The following is a 15,980-nucleotide window of genomic DNA, read 5'->3' on the forward strand; positions in this document are numbered from 1 at the left end:
CGCATGGCTCAGGCAATGAAAATCGCGATTGTAGACGACGAACAGGACATGCGGCAGTCGATCAGCCAGTGGCTGGCCCTTTCGGGGTATGACACGGAAACCTTCGGCAGCGCCGAAGACGCGCTAAAGACTTTGGGGCCGGATTATCCGGGCATCGTCATCTCCGACATCAAAATGCCGGGCATGGACGGAATGCAATTCCTGAAAAAGCTGATGGGCAGCGACTCGGCTTTGCCGGTCATCATGATCACCGGTCATGGTGACGTGCCGATGGCGGTCGAAGCGATGCGCGTCGGCGCTTTCGACTTTCTTGAAAAGCCCTTCAACCCCGACCGGATGAGCGAACTGGCCAAAAAGGCCACCAATGCGCGGCGTCTGGTGATGGACAACCGCGCCCTGCGGCGTGAGCTGTCGGACGGCGGCCAGCTGATGAAAAAGCTCATCGGCCAATCGCCCGTCATGGAACGCCTGCGCGAAGATATCCTCGATCTGGGGCAGGCCGATGGGCATGTGCTGATCGACGGAGAAACGGGGACCGGTAAGACCCTCGTGGCCCATGCGCTGCACGCGGTCGGCAGCCGCGCGGGCAAGAAATTTGTCCTCGTCTCCTGTGGTGCTCTGGAGGAAGACGCGCTCGCCAAGCGGCTGTTCGGCCCGATGCAGCCCGAAGACGCGCAACTGCCCGCCATCGAAGAAGCGCGCGGCGGGACATTGGTGTTGGAAGACATCGAAGCCCTGTCCGAAAGCCTGCAGGCGCGGTTGTTGAGCGCCATCAACGAACAAGGCACCCCGGCAGAGACACGAATCGTCGCCATCTCGAACCTGCAAGAAGCCGGGCGCACCTCGGAAGACGCGCTGCGATCGGACCTGTTTTATCGTTTGGCAGCGCTCCGCATCACCGTGCCGCCGCTGCGCCAGCGTGGTGAGGATATCCTGACGCTCTTCACCCGGCTCAGCGATCAGTTCGCGGATGAATACGGCTGCGAGGCGCCTCAGGTCAGTGCACAAGAGGCGGCACAGTTGTTGCAAGCGCCATGGCCCGGCAACGTGCGCCAACTCATTAACGTGGCCGAACGCGCCGTGCTGCAATCGCGCCGCGGCTCGGGCACCATCGCCTCCCTCTTGATGAGCGACCATGACGAGATGCAGCCGGTGATGACCACCGAAGGCAAACCGCTCAAGGAATATGTCGAGGCATTCGAGCGCATGTTGATCGACAACACCATGCGCCGTCACAAGGGCTCTATCGCCAGCGTGATGGACGAGCTTTGCCTGCCGCGCCGGACGCTGAACGAGAAGATGGCGAAATACGGGTTGCAGCGGTCAGATTACCTCTGACCACCTCCCTTAAGCAGCGCGGTTTAACCGCTGCGCTGCTCTGCAATCTCGACCGCTTTGCCATTCGGATCGGTGATGCAGGACCAACTCGCGCCGCCGGGTACGTCAACGATATGGCGGTAAAGCTCCACCACAGGGCGTGTTGTATTGACGGCGACACCCGTCGCGCCGGTTTGCTGGGTCACCGCGGCCACACAGCTTTTCTGCCCGCGCAACTCGGCCAGCGCCGCCGGATTGTCGGCCACGGCGATCTCATCACAGGCGGCAAGGCCCAAAAGGGTCAGACAAAGCGCGGGGCGCAGGAATATTTGCATGAAGCGGTCCTTTGAAACTCTGGGCCGCGGGGGCGGCAAAGCAATTCTATGGTGCCGCCCAGCGATCCTTGCGGCGACAGTCTGAATGTTTCCAAGCCCATGCGCCTTGTCAACCGACCCGAGATAAACCGCATTTGACTGTTGCTCATTCGATTGACCATTGTGTTTCACCCCTTAAAGCCCTTAACTAGCCGGATAAGTCCTGTAACGCCCGACTGGCGTATGGTGACTTTTGACAGTTTCGCTGCCGTGCCAGCCCGACACCGGGGGGCCAGCAGACCGATTGGGCCGGAAACGGCCGAAGAACCGCTGATATTCGCGAGGGTTAGCCCAACCGAAGCACAGCTAATTAATGGATGGGAGAGGCGCAAAGGCCCTCGCATCGGAGAAGAACCGCGATGACGCGCGCAGATGCTCAGAGCAGACAGATGGGGGCCATTCGTGGCCCTGCTGTTGCCGCGTCCTCCATCGCCCTGACAAGTCACACCTCCCAGCCCGATGCCCCGCCAGGGGCCTTCCGTGCGCGGGTGCTGTGCATAATGGATCTATGTCTAAGAAAATGCTTATCGATGCCACCCACGCCGAGGAAACTCGCGTTGTGGTCGTGGACGGAAACAAGGTCGAAGAATTCGATTTTGAATCAGAAAACAAACGCCAGCTTGCCGGCAATATCTATCTAGCCAAAGTTACACGGGTCGAACCGTCGCTTCAGGCTGCCTTTGTTGACTATGGCGGCAACCGTCATGGCTTCCTCGCGTTCTCGGAAATCCACCCCGATTATTACCAAATTCCCGTGGCCGACCGTCAGGCGCTGCTGGAAGAAGAGCGCGCCTATGCTGAAGCGCAGGCCGCCAAAGACGACGAAGACGAAAAGCCCAAGCGGACCCGCTCGCGGTCGCGCAGCCGATCGAAAAGCCAAGCGGCTGAGACCAACAGCGATGATGCCGTGGTCACAGCAGAGGTAGCTGACGACAACAGCGATCAAATCGCCGGTATGGAAACTGTTGATCTCGACAGCGAAGAGGGCAGCTCGCCCATGGAGCGGGTCGCGGAAACGCCGGTCGAAGAGCCTGAGAACGGCGAAGCCGAGGCCGAGGTTGCTAAGGCAGATGAAACGGCAGCGGCTACGTCCGATGACGCTGACGCCAGCGACGCCCAGGCCGACGATGCCGACAACGAAGACGACAAAGGCAGCGATGCCACGGCGAAAGACGATTCCATCGAATCCGTCGCCGACGAAGATGACAGCGAAGACATTCGCCCCGTGCGCAAACCGCGCCCGCGCCGCTACAAGATTCAAGAGGTCATCAAGGTCCGCCAGATCCTGCTGGTGCAGGTCGTCAAAGAAGAGCGCGGCAACAAGGGCGCGGCGCTGACCACCTACCTCAGCCTTGCGGGTCGCTACTGCGTGCTGATGCCCAACACCGCGCGCGGCGGCGGCATCTCGCGCAAGATCACCAATGCGGCTGACCGTAAGAAACTTAAAGAAATCGCGACTGAGATCGAAGTTCCCAAGGGTGCTGGTCTGATTGTTCGGACTGCCGGCGCGAAACGCACCAAAGCCGAGATCAAGCGCGATTACGAATACCTCCAGCGCCTCTGGGAGCAGATCCGCGAGCTGACGCTGAAGTCCATCGCGCCCGCCAAGATCTACGAAGAAGGCGACCTGATCAAACGCTCGATCCGCGACCTCTATAACCGCGAGATTGACGAGATCCACGTTGAGGGCGAGCGCGGCTACCGCATCGCCAAGGACTTCATGAAAATGATCATGCCGTCCCACGCGAAAAACGTGAAGCTCTACAACGAAAGCCTGCCGCTCTTTGCGCGCTATCAGGTGGAAAGCTACCTTTCGGGCATGTTCAACCCCACTGTGCAACTGCCCTCGGGTGGCTATATCGTGATCGGCGTGACCGAAGCGCTGGTGGCGATTGACGTGAACTCTGGTCGGGCCACCAAGGAAGGTTCGATCGAGCAGACCGCGACCAAGACCAACCTTGAGGCTGCCGCCGAAGTGGCGCGTCAGCTGCGTCTGCGTGACCTCGCGGGCCTGATTGTCATCGACTTTATCGACATGGATGAGCGCAAGAACAACGCCGCCGTCGAAAAGATGATGAAAGACAAGCTCAAGACCGACCGCGCGCGCATCCAAGTGGGCCGCATCTCGGGCTTTGGCCTGATGGAAATGTCGCGCCAGCGTCTGCGTCCGGGCATGATCGAGGCGACGACCCAGCCTTGCCACGCCTGCCACGGCACCGGTCTGGTGCGCTCTGACGACAACCTCGCCCTGTCGATCATCCGCCAGATCGAAGAAGAGGGCACCCGCCGCCGTTCGCGCGAAGTGCTGGTGCGTGCGCCCGTGGGCATCGCCAACTTCCTGATGAACCAAAAGCGTGAGCACATCGCCAATATCGAGATGCGTTACGGCATGTCTGTGAGGATCGAAGGCGACCCAACCTTGGTCAGCCCCGATTTCCACATCGAGAAGTTCAAGACCGCCACCCGCACCGTGCCGCCCGTCTCGGATCACGTCGTTTCGGTCGATACATCGCTGATGGATCAGATCGACGAGGATGAGAGCGCCGCAGAGGCCGAAGTGGAAGAGGCACCCGCCGCACAGGAGGCCCCCCCGCAATCCGAGAACGGAAACGGGAATGGCAACGGCAATGGTGACGAGGGCGAGGGCAAATCCAAACGCCGCCGCCGTCGTCGTCGCAGCCGGGGTGGCCGTGGCCGCAATGGCAATGGCGAGCAGCAGAATGGTGCAGACGATCAGAACGGTGGTCAGCAGCAGGAAGAGGCGAAGCCGGACGAAGGCGATAAAGCCCAACCGGTAGAAGCGGAGGCAGCGCAGGCCGACACCGACGCCGCGCCCGCCGCCGAGCAAAAGCCCAAGCCAAAAAGCCGCAGCCGGTCGCGCAAGCCCAAAGCCGAACTGGCCCCCGAAGCGGAACCCGCGCCCGAAGCGCTTGCCGCCGCAGAAGGCGAAACGCCACAGGTCAGTGCCGAAGCCGAAGGAGAAGAGACGCCCAAGCCCAAGGCCAAGCGCAGCCGCCGGACCAAAAAGCCCGTGGTGGAAGCGGCAGAAGAGACGGTGACAACAGACGCCGTGGCGACCGAGGAAGAGGCCGCACCCGCGCCAAAACCCAAGCGCCGGAGCCGGGCCAAAGCCAAGCCGGTCGAGCCGGTTGCCGAAGCCACGCCCGAGGCGATGGCCGAAGCACTGCCGACCGAAGCGCCGATCGCGGCCCCGTCGCCGGAAACTGCCACACCTGTCGCGGAAGCACCGCAGCCTGAGCCGCAGCCCGAACCCACGGCCCAGCCGGTGGAAGCCGAAGCGCCCGCTGCCGAAACGGCTCCTGAGCCGGTGGCCGAAAAGGTGGAAGAGCAACCCGCCGAAAAGCCCAAGCCAAAACGCCGGGGCTGGTGGTCGCTGGGCAGCTAAGCCACGACATATAAAAGGAAACGGCGGGCTTTCAGGCCCGCCGTTTTCGATTCTGTCGTAGGGTTGAAGCGCGCGTTCCGGCCGGGTCCGGCTCAGCCACCTTTGGTGATGATATAAAGCTCTGCCGCGCCCTCGGTTCGGGTTTCGGTCAGCGCATGACCGGCTTCCACGCAGAAATGTGGCACGTCGATCACCGCGGCCGGATCATCGGCTGTCATATGAAGCTGATCGCCCGGCGCGAGGGCCGCCAGTCGTTTGCGTGCTTTCAGCACGGGCAGGGGGCACAGAAGCCCCGTGGCATCCAGTTTTTCGATCTTCATAAGACCAGTTAATCCAAGCCAATCCCGAGGTCCACGATCTTGTGACAATATGACAGGTGACGCCGGGGCGTTGTCGGTCTAGGAGTTGGTCATGTTTGATATAAGCCTCATCGACGCCGGGATCCTGCCGGCCATGATCATCGCTCTGGTTGCCGGGATTTTCAGTTTCCTGTCGCCCTGCGTGCTGCCCATCGTGCCACCCTATCTGGCCTATATGGGGGGCGTGTCGATCAATGACATGTCCAGCCAATCCAGCGCACGGCGGCGGGCGGTCGTGGCGGCGTTGTTCTTTGTGCTGGGGCTGAGCACTGTGTTCATCCTACTGGGCTTCACCGCCTCGGCCTTTGGGATGTTCTTTTTACAGAATCAGGCGCTTCTCGCTAAAATTTCCGGTGTGGTGATTATTGTCTTCGGCCTGCATTTCATCGGGCTCTTTCGCATTCCGTTTCTCGATCAAGAGGCGCGGATGGACGCGGGCGACAAGGGCGGGTCGAGTTTCGGCGCCTATGTCTTGGGGCTGGCCTTTGCCTTTGGCTGGACCCCCTGCATCGGGCCACAGCTGGGCGCGATCTTGTCACTGGCAGCAAGCGAGGCCTCCGTCTCCCGCGGGACGCTTTTGCTGGGCGTCTATGCGGCGGGGCTTGGCATTCCCTTCCTGCTGGCCGCGATGTTCATCACCCGCGCGATGACGCTGATGAACCGGATCAAACCGCATATGAAGCTGATCGAGCGGATCATGGGGGGCCTGTTGGTGATTGTTGGTCTGGCGCTGCTGACCGGCGCATTCACCGCCTTTTCCTTCTGGCTGCTTGAGACTTTTCCGATTCTCGCAACCGTAGGTTAAGCCTTAATCTTGCCCCGAATTGCGGCTAGACTATGCCGAAGAAGAGGGCGGGCATGGTGAGCACAGGGCAGGCAAAGACGGTGAAAACGCGGCGGGTGTTCTACATCCCCGGCTACGATCCGATTCACCCGCGCCGCTACCGTGAGCTTTACCGCAAGGAGGGCGCGGCGCAGGCCGCGATTTCGGGCTATGAGATTGCGCTGAAACCAAAAGCGGGCAAGGGCAATTACGGCTGGCGCGTTAACGCTGGGATCGACGGTCATCAGGTGATCTCGCAGGTCGAAGTGCTGGTCTGGTCCGACATCGTGCGCGAAAGCATGAGCAATTCGATCCCCGCGACCTATTGGCAGTTGCTGCGCACCGCATGGGTCTACATCGGCTCCGGCGCGCTTTGGCGGCTGATGCGGCTGCGCAAAGGGCCGGTGATTGCGGCGCTTTATCCGGTGGGGATGTTGATTGTGCAGGCGCTGCTGGCTGTGGCGCTTGGCCTGCTGACCTATCGCGCCCTTGGAATGGTGACGGACCATTGGGCGGCGCGGCTCGCCTTCGCGGCAGTGGGCACTGGGCTGGGCATCGCGCTGCTGCGCTGGTTTAAAAAGAAAGACGGCAAGTTTTTCGCCTATTACCTGATGCATGACTACGCCTATTCCGCCGCCACGCGGGGCGCGAACCCGCCGGAGTTGGAAGCCCGCATGGCGCAGTTTGGCAATGACATCGCCGCTGCTCTGACCGAGGATGTCGACGAGGTACTGGTTGTCGGCCACTCATCCGGCGCGCATCTGGGCGTCTCGGTACTGGCCGATCTGATCCGTGCGGGCAGGGTGCCCGAGCGCGGGCCTGCCTTGGGTTTTCTCTCGCTCGGGCAGGTGGTGCCAATGGTGTCCTTCTTGCCCCGGGCCGAGCGTTTGCGAGGCGACCTGCGCTATCTCTCAACCCGCGAGGAACTGGCATGGGTCGACGTGACGGCCCCCGGCGATGGCTGCGCCTTTGCGCTTTGCGATCCGGTCTCGGTCTCGGGCGTGGCGCCTGAGGGGAAACGTTGGCCGCTGGTCTTTTCGGCTGCCTTCACCCAAACGCTCAGCCCCGCCCGCTGGAAGGCGCTGCGCTGGCGGTTCTTTCGGCTGCATTTCCAGTATCTCTGCGCCTTCGACCGCCCGCGCGACTATGACTATTTCCAGATCACCGCCGGGCCACAGACCTTGGCCGCGCGCTATGACGGGCGGCCCGCGTCGAAATCCCGGATCGACCACGCGGTCAGCAAATACACCTCTGTCGCCGCATGACCCAACCGCCCAAGCCCCCCGCGCGGCCCGACCGTGTGTCGCTCTGGCGCTATGCCAAGCTGTTTCGCGCCGATATCCTCTCGGCCCAGCCCGCCCGGCTTTATCGCGCGTGGATGGCGGAATTCAAAACGCCGTTCTTCCGCAGCTATTTGATGAACCAGCCCGCACTGGTGAAGACCGTTTTGAAAGACCGCCCCGAGGATTTTCCGAAATCCAACCGGATCGGCGAGGGGCTGCGCCCGCTCTTGGGCAACTCTGTCTTTCTGACCAACGGCGAGACATGGAAACGCCAGCGCCGCATCATCGACCCCGCCTTTGAAGGCGGCCGGCTGCGCGAGACCTTTCCAGCGATGTGGGACGCAGCAGAGGCCGCTGCTACACGGCTGGGAGGCAAGGCGGGGCAGGTGGTCGAGATCGAAGCCGAGACCAGCCACGCCGCAGCCGATGTGATCTTTCGCACGCTTTTTTCTCTGCCGATCGAACATGAGGTTGCCCGGGCGGTCTTTGATGAGTTTCGCAATTACCAGCGCAGCCAGCCGATCCTGAACCTTGGGGCACTTCTGCCGCTGCCGCGCTGGATGCCGCGCCTGTTTCGGCGCGACACGCGGGCCAGCGCCGCGCGGATCAGGGCGCTGATCACGGACCTGACCCAAGAGCGGATGGCGCAGATCAAAGCGGGCACCGCGCCCGACGACCTAGCCACCAAGATCATGACCCAAGCCGACCCCGAAACAGGTGAGACCTTCGACACCGAGGAGATGGTTGATCAGGTAGCGATCTTCTTCCTCGCGGGGCATGAAACCAGCGCCTCGGCTTTGGCTTGGGCGCTCTATCTCATGGCCACCCATCCCGAATGGCAGGAGCGGCTGGCGGAAGAGGCACAGGCGCTTGAGACCTGTGATTTCGCGGTGATGTCAAAGCTCAAGCTTAGCCGCGATGTGTTTCGTGAGACGCTGCGGCTTTATCCACCCGTGCCGATGATGGTGCGCGAGAACCGCTGCCCCGAAGCGTTTCGCGACCGAAAGGTGAAACAGGGGGCGCAACTGGTGCTCAGCCCGTGGCACCTGCACCGGCATGAACGGCTTTGGGACAATCCTGATGGTTTTGACCCAACCCGTTGGCAGACCGAAAACGGAAAGCAGTGCCAGCGCGACGCCTTCATCCCATTCTCTGCTGGGCCACGGGTCTGCACTGGCGCGGGTTTTGCCATGGTCGAAGGACCGTTGATCCTGTCGCGTATCCTGCGAGACTTTCGCGTGACCGCCCAGCCTGATCGCGTGCCGGTGCCAGTCGCACATTTGACCGTCCGTTCAGATAAGGGCATTTGGTTAGCGCTATCAAGGCGCTAGCTTCTATCATCGGCCTTGCGTTTCAATTAGAAACGCAGCGAACGGAATCAAAATAGGACGTGGGTGACATGGGCTACGACAAGGCGCAACTTGAGCAAATGAACAGCGGCAAAGGCTTCATCGCGGCGCTCGATCAATCGGGCGGCTCCACCCCCAAGGCGCTGAGCCTCTATGGCGTGGAACCGTCGGATTACAACGGCGACGCAGAAATGTTCAAAGCCGTCCACGACATGCGGGCGCGGATCATTCTGGCCGACGATTTCACCTCCGAGAAAGTAATCGGCGCAATCCTTTTTGAGCGCACGATGGATGACAGCATCAACGGCAAACCCGTCGCCCAGCTCCTGTGGGAAGACCGGGGCGTGGTGCCTTTCCTGAAGATCGACAAGGGGTTGGAGGAAACCAACAACGGCGTGCAGATGATGAAACCGATCATGGAGATCGACGACCTGCTGGCCCGCGCGGTGAAACACGGCATCTTTGGCACCAAGGAACGCTCGGTCATTCACGAGGCCAACGAGAACGGCATCGCCGCCGTGGTGGCGCAACAGTTCGAACTGGCCAAACAGGTTTGCGCTGCCGGTCTGGTGCCGATCATTGAGCCGGAGGTGAACATCAACTCCGACACGAAGGCAGAGGCCGAAGAGATCCTGCGCGGAGAGATTGAAAAGAACCTGAACGCGCTGCCCGAGGGCGAGATGGTGATGTTGAAACTGACGATTCCTGAAAAAGCTGGTCTATATGACGAACTGGCCGGCCACGCCAACGTGCTGCGCGTCGTTGCGCTATCGGGCGGCTACTCCACGGCGGAAGCCTGCGAACGGCTGGGCAAGAACCGCACCATGATCGCCAGCTTCTCGCGCGCTTTGACTGAAGGGCTGAACGTCAAGATGACAGATGCGGAGTTCAACGAGGCGCTTGGTCAGAACATCGAGAAGATTTACCAAGCGTCGATCTGCTAAATCGGAATTTTTTGAAAATTCCGGATCCGTTTTCTTTAAAAGAAAACGGCTAGGCAATCCGCCGGATGGGTTCTCTATTGCAAAATATGATGACCTGTCCGGCGTTCTCAACCGCTTGGAAACCACGACGTTTCAATTCGTCTTCAAATTCTTGGCGTCCGACAAACTTCTCAATAGCGCGCGCTTTACGTCGAATGACCTGTCCGCGAATGGCCGCCTTAGAGGCAAAAATATCATCCAGCCAAGCGGCGGGTGAGAGAGGGGATCCGAGGGCCATGGCCCGACGCTAATCTGCCTTTGGTAAACGTTCCTTTAACGCGCGCAACACGAACAACCGGATTGCCCCGGCAAGCCCGATGTCCAGCCCGCGCGCCGCGTCGATCTCAGTCACCAGCGCATTGATCGGCAGCCCCCGCGCGGCGGCAATGGCCCGGAACTCATCCCAGAATTCATCTTCGAGAGAGATTGATGTCCGGTGACCCCGTAGGGTCACCGAATGTTTGCGGGGCCGCGCGTTCATGTCTCGCGCTTATGCGCTTCCAGATTGCGGGCGATCTGCTCGGCGCGGGCTTTCAGCGCGTCTTTCTGCGCTTTGGTCTGGCCAAAACCCACGGCGTTTTCGTTCGCGCGTGCTTTGCGAGACGAACGGTCTCGCTCTTTCTTCACCTTGTTAAGGTTGATGGGCGCACTCATTTTGGTCCGATCATATTTTCGGGCCGCACGACCCGTTCAAAGGTTTCGGCATCCACGAAGCCCAGTGCGATGGCCTCTTCTTTCAACGTGGTGCCGTTCTTATGCGCGGTCTTGGCGACCTTGGTGGCATTGTCATAGCCGATTTCGGGCGCCAGCGCGGTCACCAGCATCAGCGACTCGCGCATCAGCTTTTCGATGCGGTCCGCGTCGGCCTTGAGGTCAACCACCAGATTATCAGTGAATGCCGAGGCGGCGTCCCCCAAAAGCTGCATGGATTGCAGAACGTTATAGGCCATCATAGGCTTGTAGACGTTCAGCTCAAAATGTCCCTGAGACCCGGCAAAGCCAACCGCCGCGTCGTTGCCCATCACATGAATGCAAACTTGCGTCAGCGCCTCGCACTGGGTCGGGTTGACCTTGCCCGGCATGATCGACGAGCCGGGTTCGTTCTCGGGCAGGATCAACTCGCCCAGACCACAACGCGGGCCGGACCCCAGCAGGCGGATGTCATTGGCGATTTTGAACAGGCTGGCGGAGACGGTTTTCAGCGCACCAGAAATCTCGACCATCGCGTCATGGGCGGCGAGCGCCTCGAACTTGTTCGGCGCGGTGACGAAGGGCAGGCCCGTGATCTCGGCCATATTATGCGCCACGGTTTCGGCCCAGCCCTTTTGGGTGTTCAGCCCGGTGCCAACGGCGGTGCCGCCTTGGGCCAGTTCATAGATGCGGCCAAGCGCGTCGCGCACGCGCGCGATGCTCATGGCGACCTGATGGGTGTAGCCTGAGAATTCTTGGCTCAGCGTCAGAGGCGTCGCATCCTGCGTGTGGGTGCGGCCGATCTTGATGATGCCGTCGAATTCCTCGACTTTCTTTTGCAGCGCGCCGTGCAGCTTCTCCAGCCCCGGCAGCAGCACGTCCCGCGCCGTCATCGCGGTGGCGATATGCATGGCGGTTGGGAAAGTGTCGTTTGACGACTGGCCCATGTTGCAGTGATCGTTGGGGTGCACTGGGTCTTTGGACCCGATGGTGCCGCCCATAAGCTCAATCGCGCGGTTGGCGATAACCTCGTTGGCGTTCATGTTCGACTGGGTGCCCGAGCCGGTCTGCCAGACAACCAGCGGGAAGTTGTCGTCGAACTTGCCCTCAAAAACTTCGCCAGCGGCCTGAACGATCGCCTTGCCGCGGTCCTCATCAAGCGAACCCTGTGCCACATTGGCCTGCGCGCAGGCCTTCTTGATCACGCCAAGCGCGCGCACGATGGCGATGGGCTGCTTTTCCCAGCCGATTGGGAAGTTGATGATCGAGCGCTGCGTCTGCGCGCCCCAATATTTATCGGAAGGAACTTCGAGCGGACCAAAGCTGTCGGTTTCGGTGCGGGTATCGGCCATTTTGTGGCTCCTGCTGTGACTTATCGTTGCCCAGCGGTGTACCTGCGCCTTACGGTCTGCGCAATGCAGGGATGGCGCTAACGGCCAATCCTGCGCTACTTCCGAAAGGAATCGAGCGAGACGATCTCGGCGTCCTTGGCGGGCTCTTCCGCGACTTCCAGCTCTTCCTCATCAGTTTGGTCAAGCGTGGCCTCGTCGCGATCTTCGTCTTCTTCTTCGGTTTCTTGCTGTTCGAACCGCAGGCCGAACTCAACCGAAGGGTCCACAAAGGTGCGGATCGCGTCGTAGGGAATATAAAGCGGCTCGGGCGCATCGCCGAAGTTCAGCGTGATGGCAAATCCGTCTGCGCCCACATCAAGCCCATCGTACCAGTGCTGCATCACCACGGTCATCTCATCGGGATAACGGTCGGAGAGCCAATCGGCCAATTCCGCATCCGGATGCGAGGTATCGAAGGTGATGAAAAAGTGGTGATTCCCCGGTAGCCCTTGGTCCGATACATCCTGCAAGACCCTGCGGATCAAACCCCGCATGGCTTCGTGCATCAGGTTGCCGTAATCAATGCTGCGGCTCATTCTTCTCTCCGGTCCGGGCGATGGGCAGGGTTCAGCATACCCCATTCACAGGCGAGTGAAAGGGGGCGCGGCGCTAAATCGCGCGAAGGAGCAGAGCAAGCACCGCGAGCAGGATCATCGTGACGACAAAACCACGCTTGAGCGCCAGCATCAGCACAGCGGCCAATAGGGTGAGCGCGGCGGCCAGCGGATTGAAGCTTGCCCAAACCGGCGCGGGCAGGGCGAGGGTGACCCCAGGGGCGACCCGATCAAACAGCACATGCAGCGCAAACCAGACCGAGAGATTGGCGATAACCCCCACCACTGCCGCCGTGATGGCCCGCAGCGCCCCCGCGATGCGCGGCTGTTCAGAAAGCGCCTCAAGATACGGGCCTGCAAGGAAAATCCACAAAAAGCATGGCGTGAAAGTCACCCAAAGCGCCAGCAGCCCGGCAGCGAGCGCGCCCGACGGGCCGCTTTGGGCAAAGCCTGCCAACATCCCGACAAATTGCGTAACGAGGATCAGCGGGCCGGGCGTCGTCTCGGCCAAGCCGAGTGCGTCAATCATTTGGTCCGTGTTAATCCAACCGAAATCCTGAACCACTGTCTGGGTCATATAGGCCAGCACGGCATAGGCACCGCCGAAGGTCACCACAGCGAGTTTGGAGAAGAACAGGCTGAGTTGCAGCAAAAAGTCCTCACCCAGCAGCGCCAACAGCACAAGCGGCGCGGCCCAAAGTCCGCCCCAGATCAGCAGGGTGCGCAGACTGCGCGCAGGTGGCAGATTTGCCGGCTCGGCCACCGCAGTGGGGCTTTTGGTCAACATCCCGATGGCACCGGCCAGCAGAATGATCAGTGGAAATGGCAAGCCCAGAACAAAAATGCCGATGAACGACCCAAAGGCCAGCGCCCAGCCAAGACGCCCATGCAACGCCTTTGAAGAAACTTTCAGAAGCGCTTGGAATACCACGATAATGACGGCGGCCTTGATGCCGAGAAAAGCCGTCTGCACAAGGGGCAACTGCCCATACCACGCATATAGCAAAGCCAGCACAGCGATGAATGCCGCCCCCGGCACCACGAAAAGCAACCCGCCGAGCAGCCCGCCAGCCACACCGCGCAGACGCCAGCCCGCATAGGTCGCCAGTTGCATCGCTTCCGGTCCGGGCAACAGCATACAGAGTGAGAGCGCCCGCAGGTAGGTCTGCTCGCTTAGCCACGGGCGGTCCTCGACCAACTCACGGTGCATCACGGCGATCTGCGCTGCGGGGCCGCCGAATGACATCAGCCCGATGCGTCCGAAGACGCGAAACATTTCGGGCCAACTGGGCGGGGTCATGCGAACTTCCTGCGCGTAAGAAGCCACAGCGGCTTCGTTTTATAACGGATAGGGGCACGGAAGCGCAGGGTCAAGAACACCGCTCAAGCAATTGAATTCGCCGAGATATGGAGGGGAAAAGTGCAGGTTTCTGTTGCCAGGTACCTGCGAACCCCGCCTTAAGCTGCAAAGCCTAAGGACTTAGATTTCAGTCGCTGAAACCGCTTACGCGGCCATCGCAACTGGAGCACGATTGTCATTTGCAATTGTACAGTTTGAACCGATAACGGTGGTATCTCACCGAAACAAAGCAACCCCTTTAGACGTTCGTCGATCCTATTTCGGCCCCATGATCCCCAAATGAAGGATGTTTGGTGGAGCCGCCGGGTACCGCCCCCGGGTCCGAACCGCTTATTACGAGCGCGTTTATGTCCATAGTCCCGAAGGACAAGATTAAAGTAGGGCCGTCATGGGTGAATTGCAAGGGGTGCGACGGCGGGAAATAATGACATCAAGGTTCACGCGCACCCGATTGATTTATAAGTGAAGTCGCAACTTCTCAGCCAGCCTTTCCGGCGTTCCGCGCAGCACGCGCGGCGAAAACGCTCTGGGCAAGGTCTTGGGTCTCCGCTTCCAGCGCCGTCAATCCTGCCGTTACCGCTTTGCCGTTCTGCGCTTCTGCGGCATTGGCAATCTCTTGGTGCAGGGCAATGATCCGCGCCCGATCTCTTGCAGTGAAGGTGATCATATTCATCAAAGGCTGCATGGCTTCGACCGCACCGGCAAGTTGATAGCTCAGCACCGGGTTGCCCGCGCCGTCAACCAGCGCCCGGTGGAAGGCGACATCGGACGCGCAGAACGCTTCATCGGTCAGCCCCGCCTGCGCCTGCCGGTGGATTTCAGCGCGCATCGTGGCAAGGTGATCCGCCGTGCGCCGCTCCGCCGAGAGGGGCGCGCATGCGCGCTCTAGGGCGAAGCGGGCTTCGCATGCCGTTTCGAAACTCACCGCGTTCATCGACAATAGCAACGTAGATGTGGTGATCTGCTGCGCGTAAGCATCTGGAAAGCTGAGGCGATTCACGAAAGCGCCCCCCGTGGCCCCGCGCTGCGTGCGGATCAGCGATTGCGCGGCAAGGCGCTTCAACGCTTCGCGCACCGTGGGGCGAGAGACCTCGAACTGCTCGGCCAATTCCGCCTCAGATGGCAGGCGTTGGTCGACGATCAGACGCCCGCCGATGATGGCGTCGCGAATGGCCGTGGCGATTTGAGCCGATAGATCGGCGGGGCTGCTTGGATCGATTTTCATATGTCTTACAATTAGTGTTTGCGAGGAGTTTAATTGTCTGACATTAAATCTACAAGAGCACGCAGGGGAGGGCGGCGATGACGGGCATGGTACGGTCAACACTTTGGCTGGGGTTTTTCGCCCTGATTCTAGCGGCTTGGTGGATGATGTACAGCATGGCGATGCAGATGGATGTCGATCTGCTGGGTCGTCCGGGCACGATGGGTGAACGGATGCGGCAGATGGATCCGGGCATGGATATGTATATGCCCATGGCGCGCTTCTTTCCGCTTTTCACGATGTGGGGGGCGATGATGGCTGCGATGATGGTCCCGACCATGGTCCCGACGCTGCGCGCTTACGAAGACCTCATGACCTCGGCCAACGGCACCCGCGCGGGCTGGCTGGCGGTGCTTGCAGGCTACTTCGCGGTCTGGCTTGCCTTTGCGGCGGGGATCGCAGGGCTGCAATTGCTTCTCTTGCACGGCGGGGCCATCGACATGCTGGGCATCGCCAAATCGCGCTGGACTGCGGCGGCGCTGCTACTGGGCGTCGGCCTGTTCCAATTCACCCGCGCCAAGGAGCTCTGCCACGGCGTCTGCCACTCTCCGATGATGTATTTCATGGGCCATTGGCGCCCCGGTGTCGCAGGCGGTTTCCGCATGGGATTGGGCCTTGGCGCCTTTTGTGCGGGCTGCTGCTGGGGCTTTATGGTGCTCGGCTTTGCCGGTGGGGTGATGAACCTTGCTTGGATGGGGCTGGCGACGCTTTTCATGGTCATCGAAAAGCTACCGCAAATCGGACATTACGTAACAAAACCAATGGGTTTAACCCTGATCCTCGGCGCGTTCGTCGTGGCGGGTTGGCCCGTGTTCACAGGAGGATAA

16 protein-coding genes and 1 other RNA gene are annotated in these 15,980 nt (G+C 60.7%); 7 read left to right on the forward strand and 10 right to left on the reverse strand.

What is annotated here, in order from left to right:
* Positions 1-3 precede the first annotated feature (3 nt).
* Positions 4-1,338, forward strand: coding sequence for a sigma-54 dependent transcriptional regulator (locus K3762_RS09315; RefSeq protein ID WP_067624654.1), 1,335 nt, complete (start codon positions 4-6; stop codon positions 1,336-1,338).
* 23 nt (positions 1,339-1,361) lie between these two features.
* On the opposite strand, the gene K3762_RS09320 is transcribed toward K3762_RS09315, so the two are convergent.
* On the reverse strand, positions 1,362-1,652 hold the full coding sequence (locus K3762_RS09320) for a hypothetical protein (protein WP_132443422.1): 291 nt from the start codon (positions 1,650-1,652) through the stop codon (positions 1,362-1,364).
* A 547-nt stretch (positions 1,653-2,199) separates the two neighbouring features.
* Between K3762_RS09320 and K3762_RS09325 the strand changes: the two genes are divergently transcribed.
* On the forward strand, positions 2,200-5,097 hold the full coding sequence (locus K3762_RS09325) for an Rne/Rng family ribonuclease (protein WP_260009069.1): 2,898 nt from the start codon (positions 2,200-2,202) through the stop codon (positions 5,095-5,097).
* A 92-nt stretch (positions 5,098-5,189) separates the two neighbouring features.
* Here K3762_RS09325 and K3762_RS09330 read toward each other — a convergent pair whose 3' ends face one another.
* Positions 5,190-5,417, reverse strand: coding sequence for a sulfurtransferase TusA family protein (locus tag K3762_RS09330; RefSeq protein WP_067624663.1), 228 nt, complete (start codon positions 5,415-5,417; stop codon positions 5,190-5,192).
* A 91-nt stretch (positions 5,418-5,508) separates the two neighbouring features.
* Between K3762_RS09330 and K3762_RS09335 the strand changes: the two genes are divergently transcribed.
* The 4 genes from K3762_RS09335 (at position 5,509) to K3762_RS09350 (ending at position 9,855) form a co-directional block, all read left to right on the forward strand.
* Positions 5,509-6,261 (forward strand): cytochrome c biogenesis CcdA family protein, encoded by a 753-nt coding sequence (locus K3762_RS09335; protein ID WP_067624666.1) that lies wholly within the window; start codon positions 5,509-5,511, stop codon positions 6,259-6,261.
* 53 nt (positions 6,262-6,314) lie between these two features.
* Positions 6,315-7,544, forward strand: a complete 1,230-nt coding sequence (locus tag K3762_RS09340) for a hypothetical protein (RefSeq protein WP_260009070.1) — start codon at positions 6,315-6,317, stop codon at positions 7,542-7,544.
* A complete protein-coding gene (locus K3762_RS09345; protein WP_260009071.1) occupies positions 7,541-8,893 on the forward strand; it encodes a cytochrome P450 in 1,353 nt (450 codons plus the stop codon). Before K3762_RS09340 ends, K3762_RS09345 begins: the two co-directional genes overlap by 4 nt.
* A 68-nt stretch (positions 8,894-8,961) precedes the next feature.
* The gene (locus K3762_RS09350) at positions 8,962-9,855 is read left to right on the forward strand and encodes a fructose bisphosphate aldolase (RefSeq protein ID WP_067624675.1); all 894 of its coding nucleotides are present in this window, start codon (positions 8,962-8,964) and stop codon (positions 9,853-9,855) included.
* Between the two features lie 49 nt (positions 9,856-9,904).
* On the opposite strand, the gene K3762_RS09355 is transcribed toward K3762_RS09350, so the two are convergent.
* The 8 genes from K3762_RS09355 to K3762_RS09390 form a co-directional block, all read right to left on the reverse strand.
* Positions 9,905-10,132 carry an N-(5'-phosphoribosyl)anthranilate isomerase gene (locus tag K3762_RS09355; RefSeq protein WP_132443417.1) on the reverse strand — a complete coding sequence of 76 codons (228 nt, stop codon included), beginning with the start codon at positions 10,130-10,132 and terminating at the stop codon, positions 9,905-9,907.
* Positions 10,133-10,141: 9 nt separating this feature from the next.
* Positions 10,142-10,375 (reverse strand): ribbon-helix-helix domain-containing protein, encoded by a 234-nt coding sequence (locus K3762_RS09360; protein ID WP_120351048.1) that lies wholly within the window; start codon positions 10,373-10,375, stop codon positions 10,142-10,144.
* On the reverse strand, positions 10,372-10,548 hold the full coding sequence (locus K3762_RS09365; protein WP_067936542.1) for a DUF4169 family protein: 177 nt from the start codon (positions 10,546-10,548) through the stop codon (positions 10,372-10,374). The genes K3762_RS09360 and K3762_RS09365 overlap by 4 nt, the downstream gene beginning before the upstream one ends.
* Positions 10,545-11,936, reverse strand: coding sequence for a class II fumarate hydratase (gene fumC, locus K3762_RS09370; protein WP_067624687.1), 1,392 nt, complete (start codon positions 11,934-11,936; stop codon positions 10,545-10,547). Before fumC ends, K3762_RS09365 begins: the two co-directional genes overlap by 4 nt.
* Positions 11,937-12,031: 95 nt before the next feature.
* Positions 12,032-12,511: an SspB family protein gene (locus K3762_RS09375; protein WP_067624690.1), complete on the reverse strand. Its 480-nt coding sequence runs from the start codon at positions 12,509-12,511 to the stop codon at positions 12,032-12,034.
* Positions 12,512-12,584: 73 nt separating this feature from the next.
* A complete protein-coding gene (gene chrA, locus K3762_RS09380) occupies positions 12,585-13,829 on the reverse strand; it encodes a chromate efflux transporter (protein WP_260009073.1) in 1,245 nt (414 codons plus the stop codon).
* 119 nt (positions 13,830-13,948) lie between these two features.
* Positions 13,949-14,296, reverse strand: a transfer-messenger RNA (tmRNA) gene (gene ssrA / locus K3762_RS09385).
* A gap of 71 nt (positions 14,297-14,367) precedes the next feature.
* Complete coding sequence (locus tag K3762_RS09390) at positions 14,368-15,114, reverse strand: FadR/GntR family transcriptional regulator (RefSeq protein ID WP_260009075.1); 747 nt, start codon at positions 15,112-15,114, stop codon at positions 14,368-14,370.
* Between the two features lie 77 nt (positions 15,115-15,191).
* On the opposite strand from K3762_RS09390, the gene K3762_RS09395 reads away from it, so the two are divergent.
* Positions 15,192-15,980, forward strand: a complete 789-nt coding sequence (locus K3762_RS09395; protein ID WP_132443414.1) for a DUF2182 domain-containing protein — start codon at positions 15,192-15,194, stop codon at positions 15,978-15,980.

Source organism: Sulfitobacter sp. W074 (assembly GCF_025142275.1).
In the GTDB taxonomy this organism is placed as follows: domain Bacteria; phylum Pseudomonadota; class Alphaproteobacteria; order Rhodobacterales; family Rhodobacteraceae; genus Sulfitobacter; species Sulfitobacter profundi.

Excerpts from the sequence above, each read along its gene's own strand:
- fumC (WP_067624687.1), bottom strand. The coding sequence starts at position 11,936 with ATGGCCGATACCCGCACCGAAACCGACAGCTTTGGTCCGCTCGAAGTT.
- K3762_RS09375 (WP_067624690.1), bottom strand. The coding sequence starts at position 12,511 with ATGAGCCGCAGCATTGATTACGGCAACCTGATGCACGAAGCCATGCGG.
- K3762_RS09330 (WP_067624663.1), bottom strand. The coding sequence starts at position 5,417 with ATGAAGATCGAAAAACTGGATGCCACGGGGCTTCTGTGCCCCCTGCCC.
- K3762_RS09315 (WP_067624654.1), top strand. The coding sequence starts at position 4 with ATGGCTCAGGCAATGAAAATCGCGATTGTAGACGACGAACAGGACATG.
- K3762_RS09320 (WP_132443422.1), bottom strand. The coding sequence starts at position 1,652 with ATGCAAATATTCCTGCGCCCCGCGCTTTGTCTGACCCTTTTGGGCCTT.
- K3762_RS09395 (WP_132443414.1), top strand. The coding sequence starts at position 15,192 with ATGACGGGCATGGTACGGTCAACACTTTGGCTGGGGTTTTTCGCCCTG.
- K3762_RS09365 (WP_067936542.1), bottom strand. The coding sequence starts at position 10,548 with ATGAGTGCGCCCATCAACCTTAACAAGGTGAAGAAAGAGCGAGACCGT.
- K3762_RS09340 (WP_260009070.1), top strand. The coding sequence starts at position 6,315 with ATGGTGAGCACAGGGCAGGCAAAGACGGTGAAAACGCGGCGGGTGTTC.
- K3762_RS09360 (WP_120351048.1), bottom strand. The coding sequence starts at position 10,375 with ATGAACGCGCGGCCCCGCAAACATTCGGTGACCCTACGGGGTCACCGG.
- chrA (WP_260009073.1), bottom strand. The coding sequence starts at position 13,829 with ATGACCCCGCCCAGTTGGCCCGAAATGTTTCGCGTCTTCGGACGCATC.
- K3762_RS09390 (WP_260009075.1), bottom strand. The coding sequence starts at position 15,114 with ATGAAAATCGATCCAAGCAGCCCCGCCGATCTATCGGCTCAAATCGCC.
- K3762_RS09325 (WP_260009069.1), top strand. The coding sequence starts at position 2,200 with ATGTCTAAGAAAATGCTTATCGATGCCACCCACGCCGAGGAAACTCGC.
- K3762_RS09355 (WP_132443417.1), bottom strand. The coding sequence starts at position 10,132 with ATGGCCCTCGGATCCCCTCTCTCACCCGCCGCTTGGCTGGATGATATT.
- K3762_RS09335 (WP_067624666.1), top strand. The coding sequence starts at position 5,509 with ATGTTTGATATAAGCCTCATCGACGCCGGGATCCTGCCGGCCATGATC.
- K3762_RS09345 (WP_260009071.1), top strand. The coding sequence starts at position 7,541 with ATGACCCAACCGCCCAAGCCCCCCGCGCGGCCCGACCGTGTGTCGCTC.
- K3762_RS09350 (WP_067624675.1), top strand. The coding sequence starts at position 8,962 with ATGGGCTACGACAAGGCGCAACTTGAGCAAATGAACAGCGGCAAAGGC.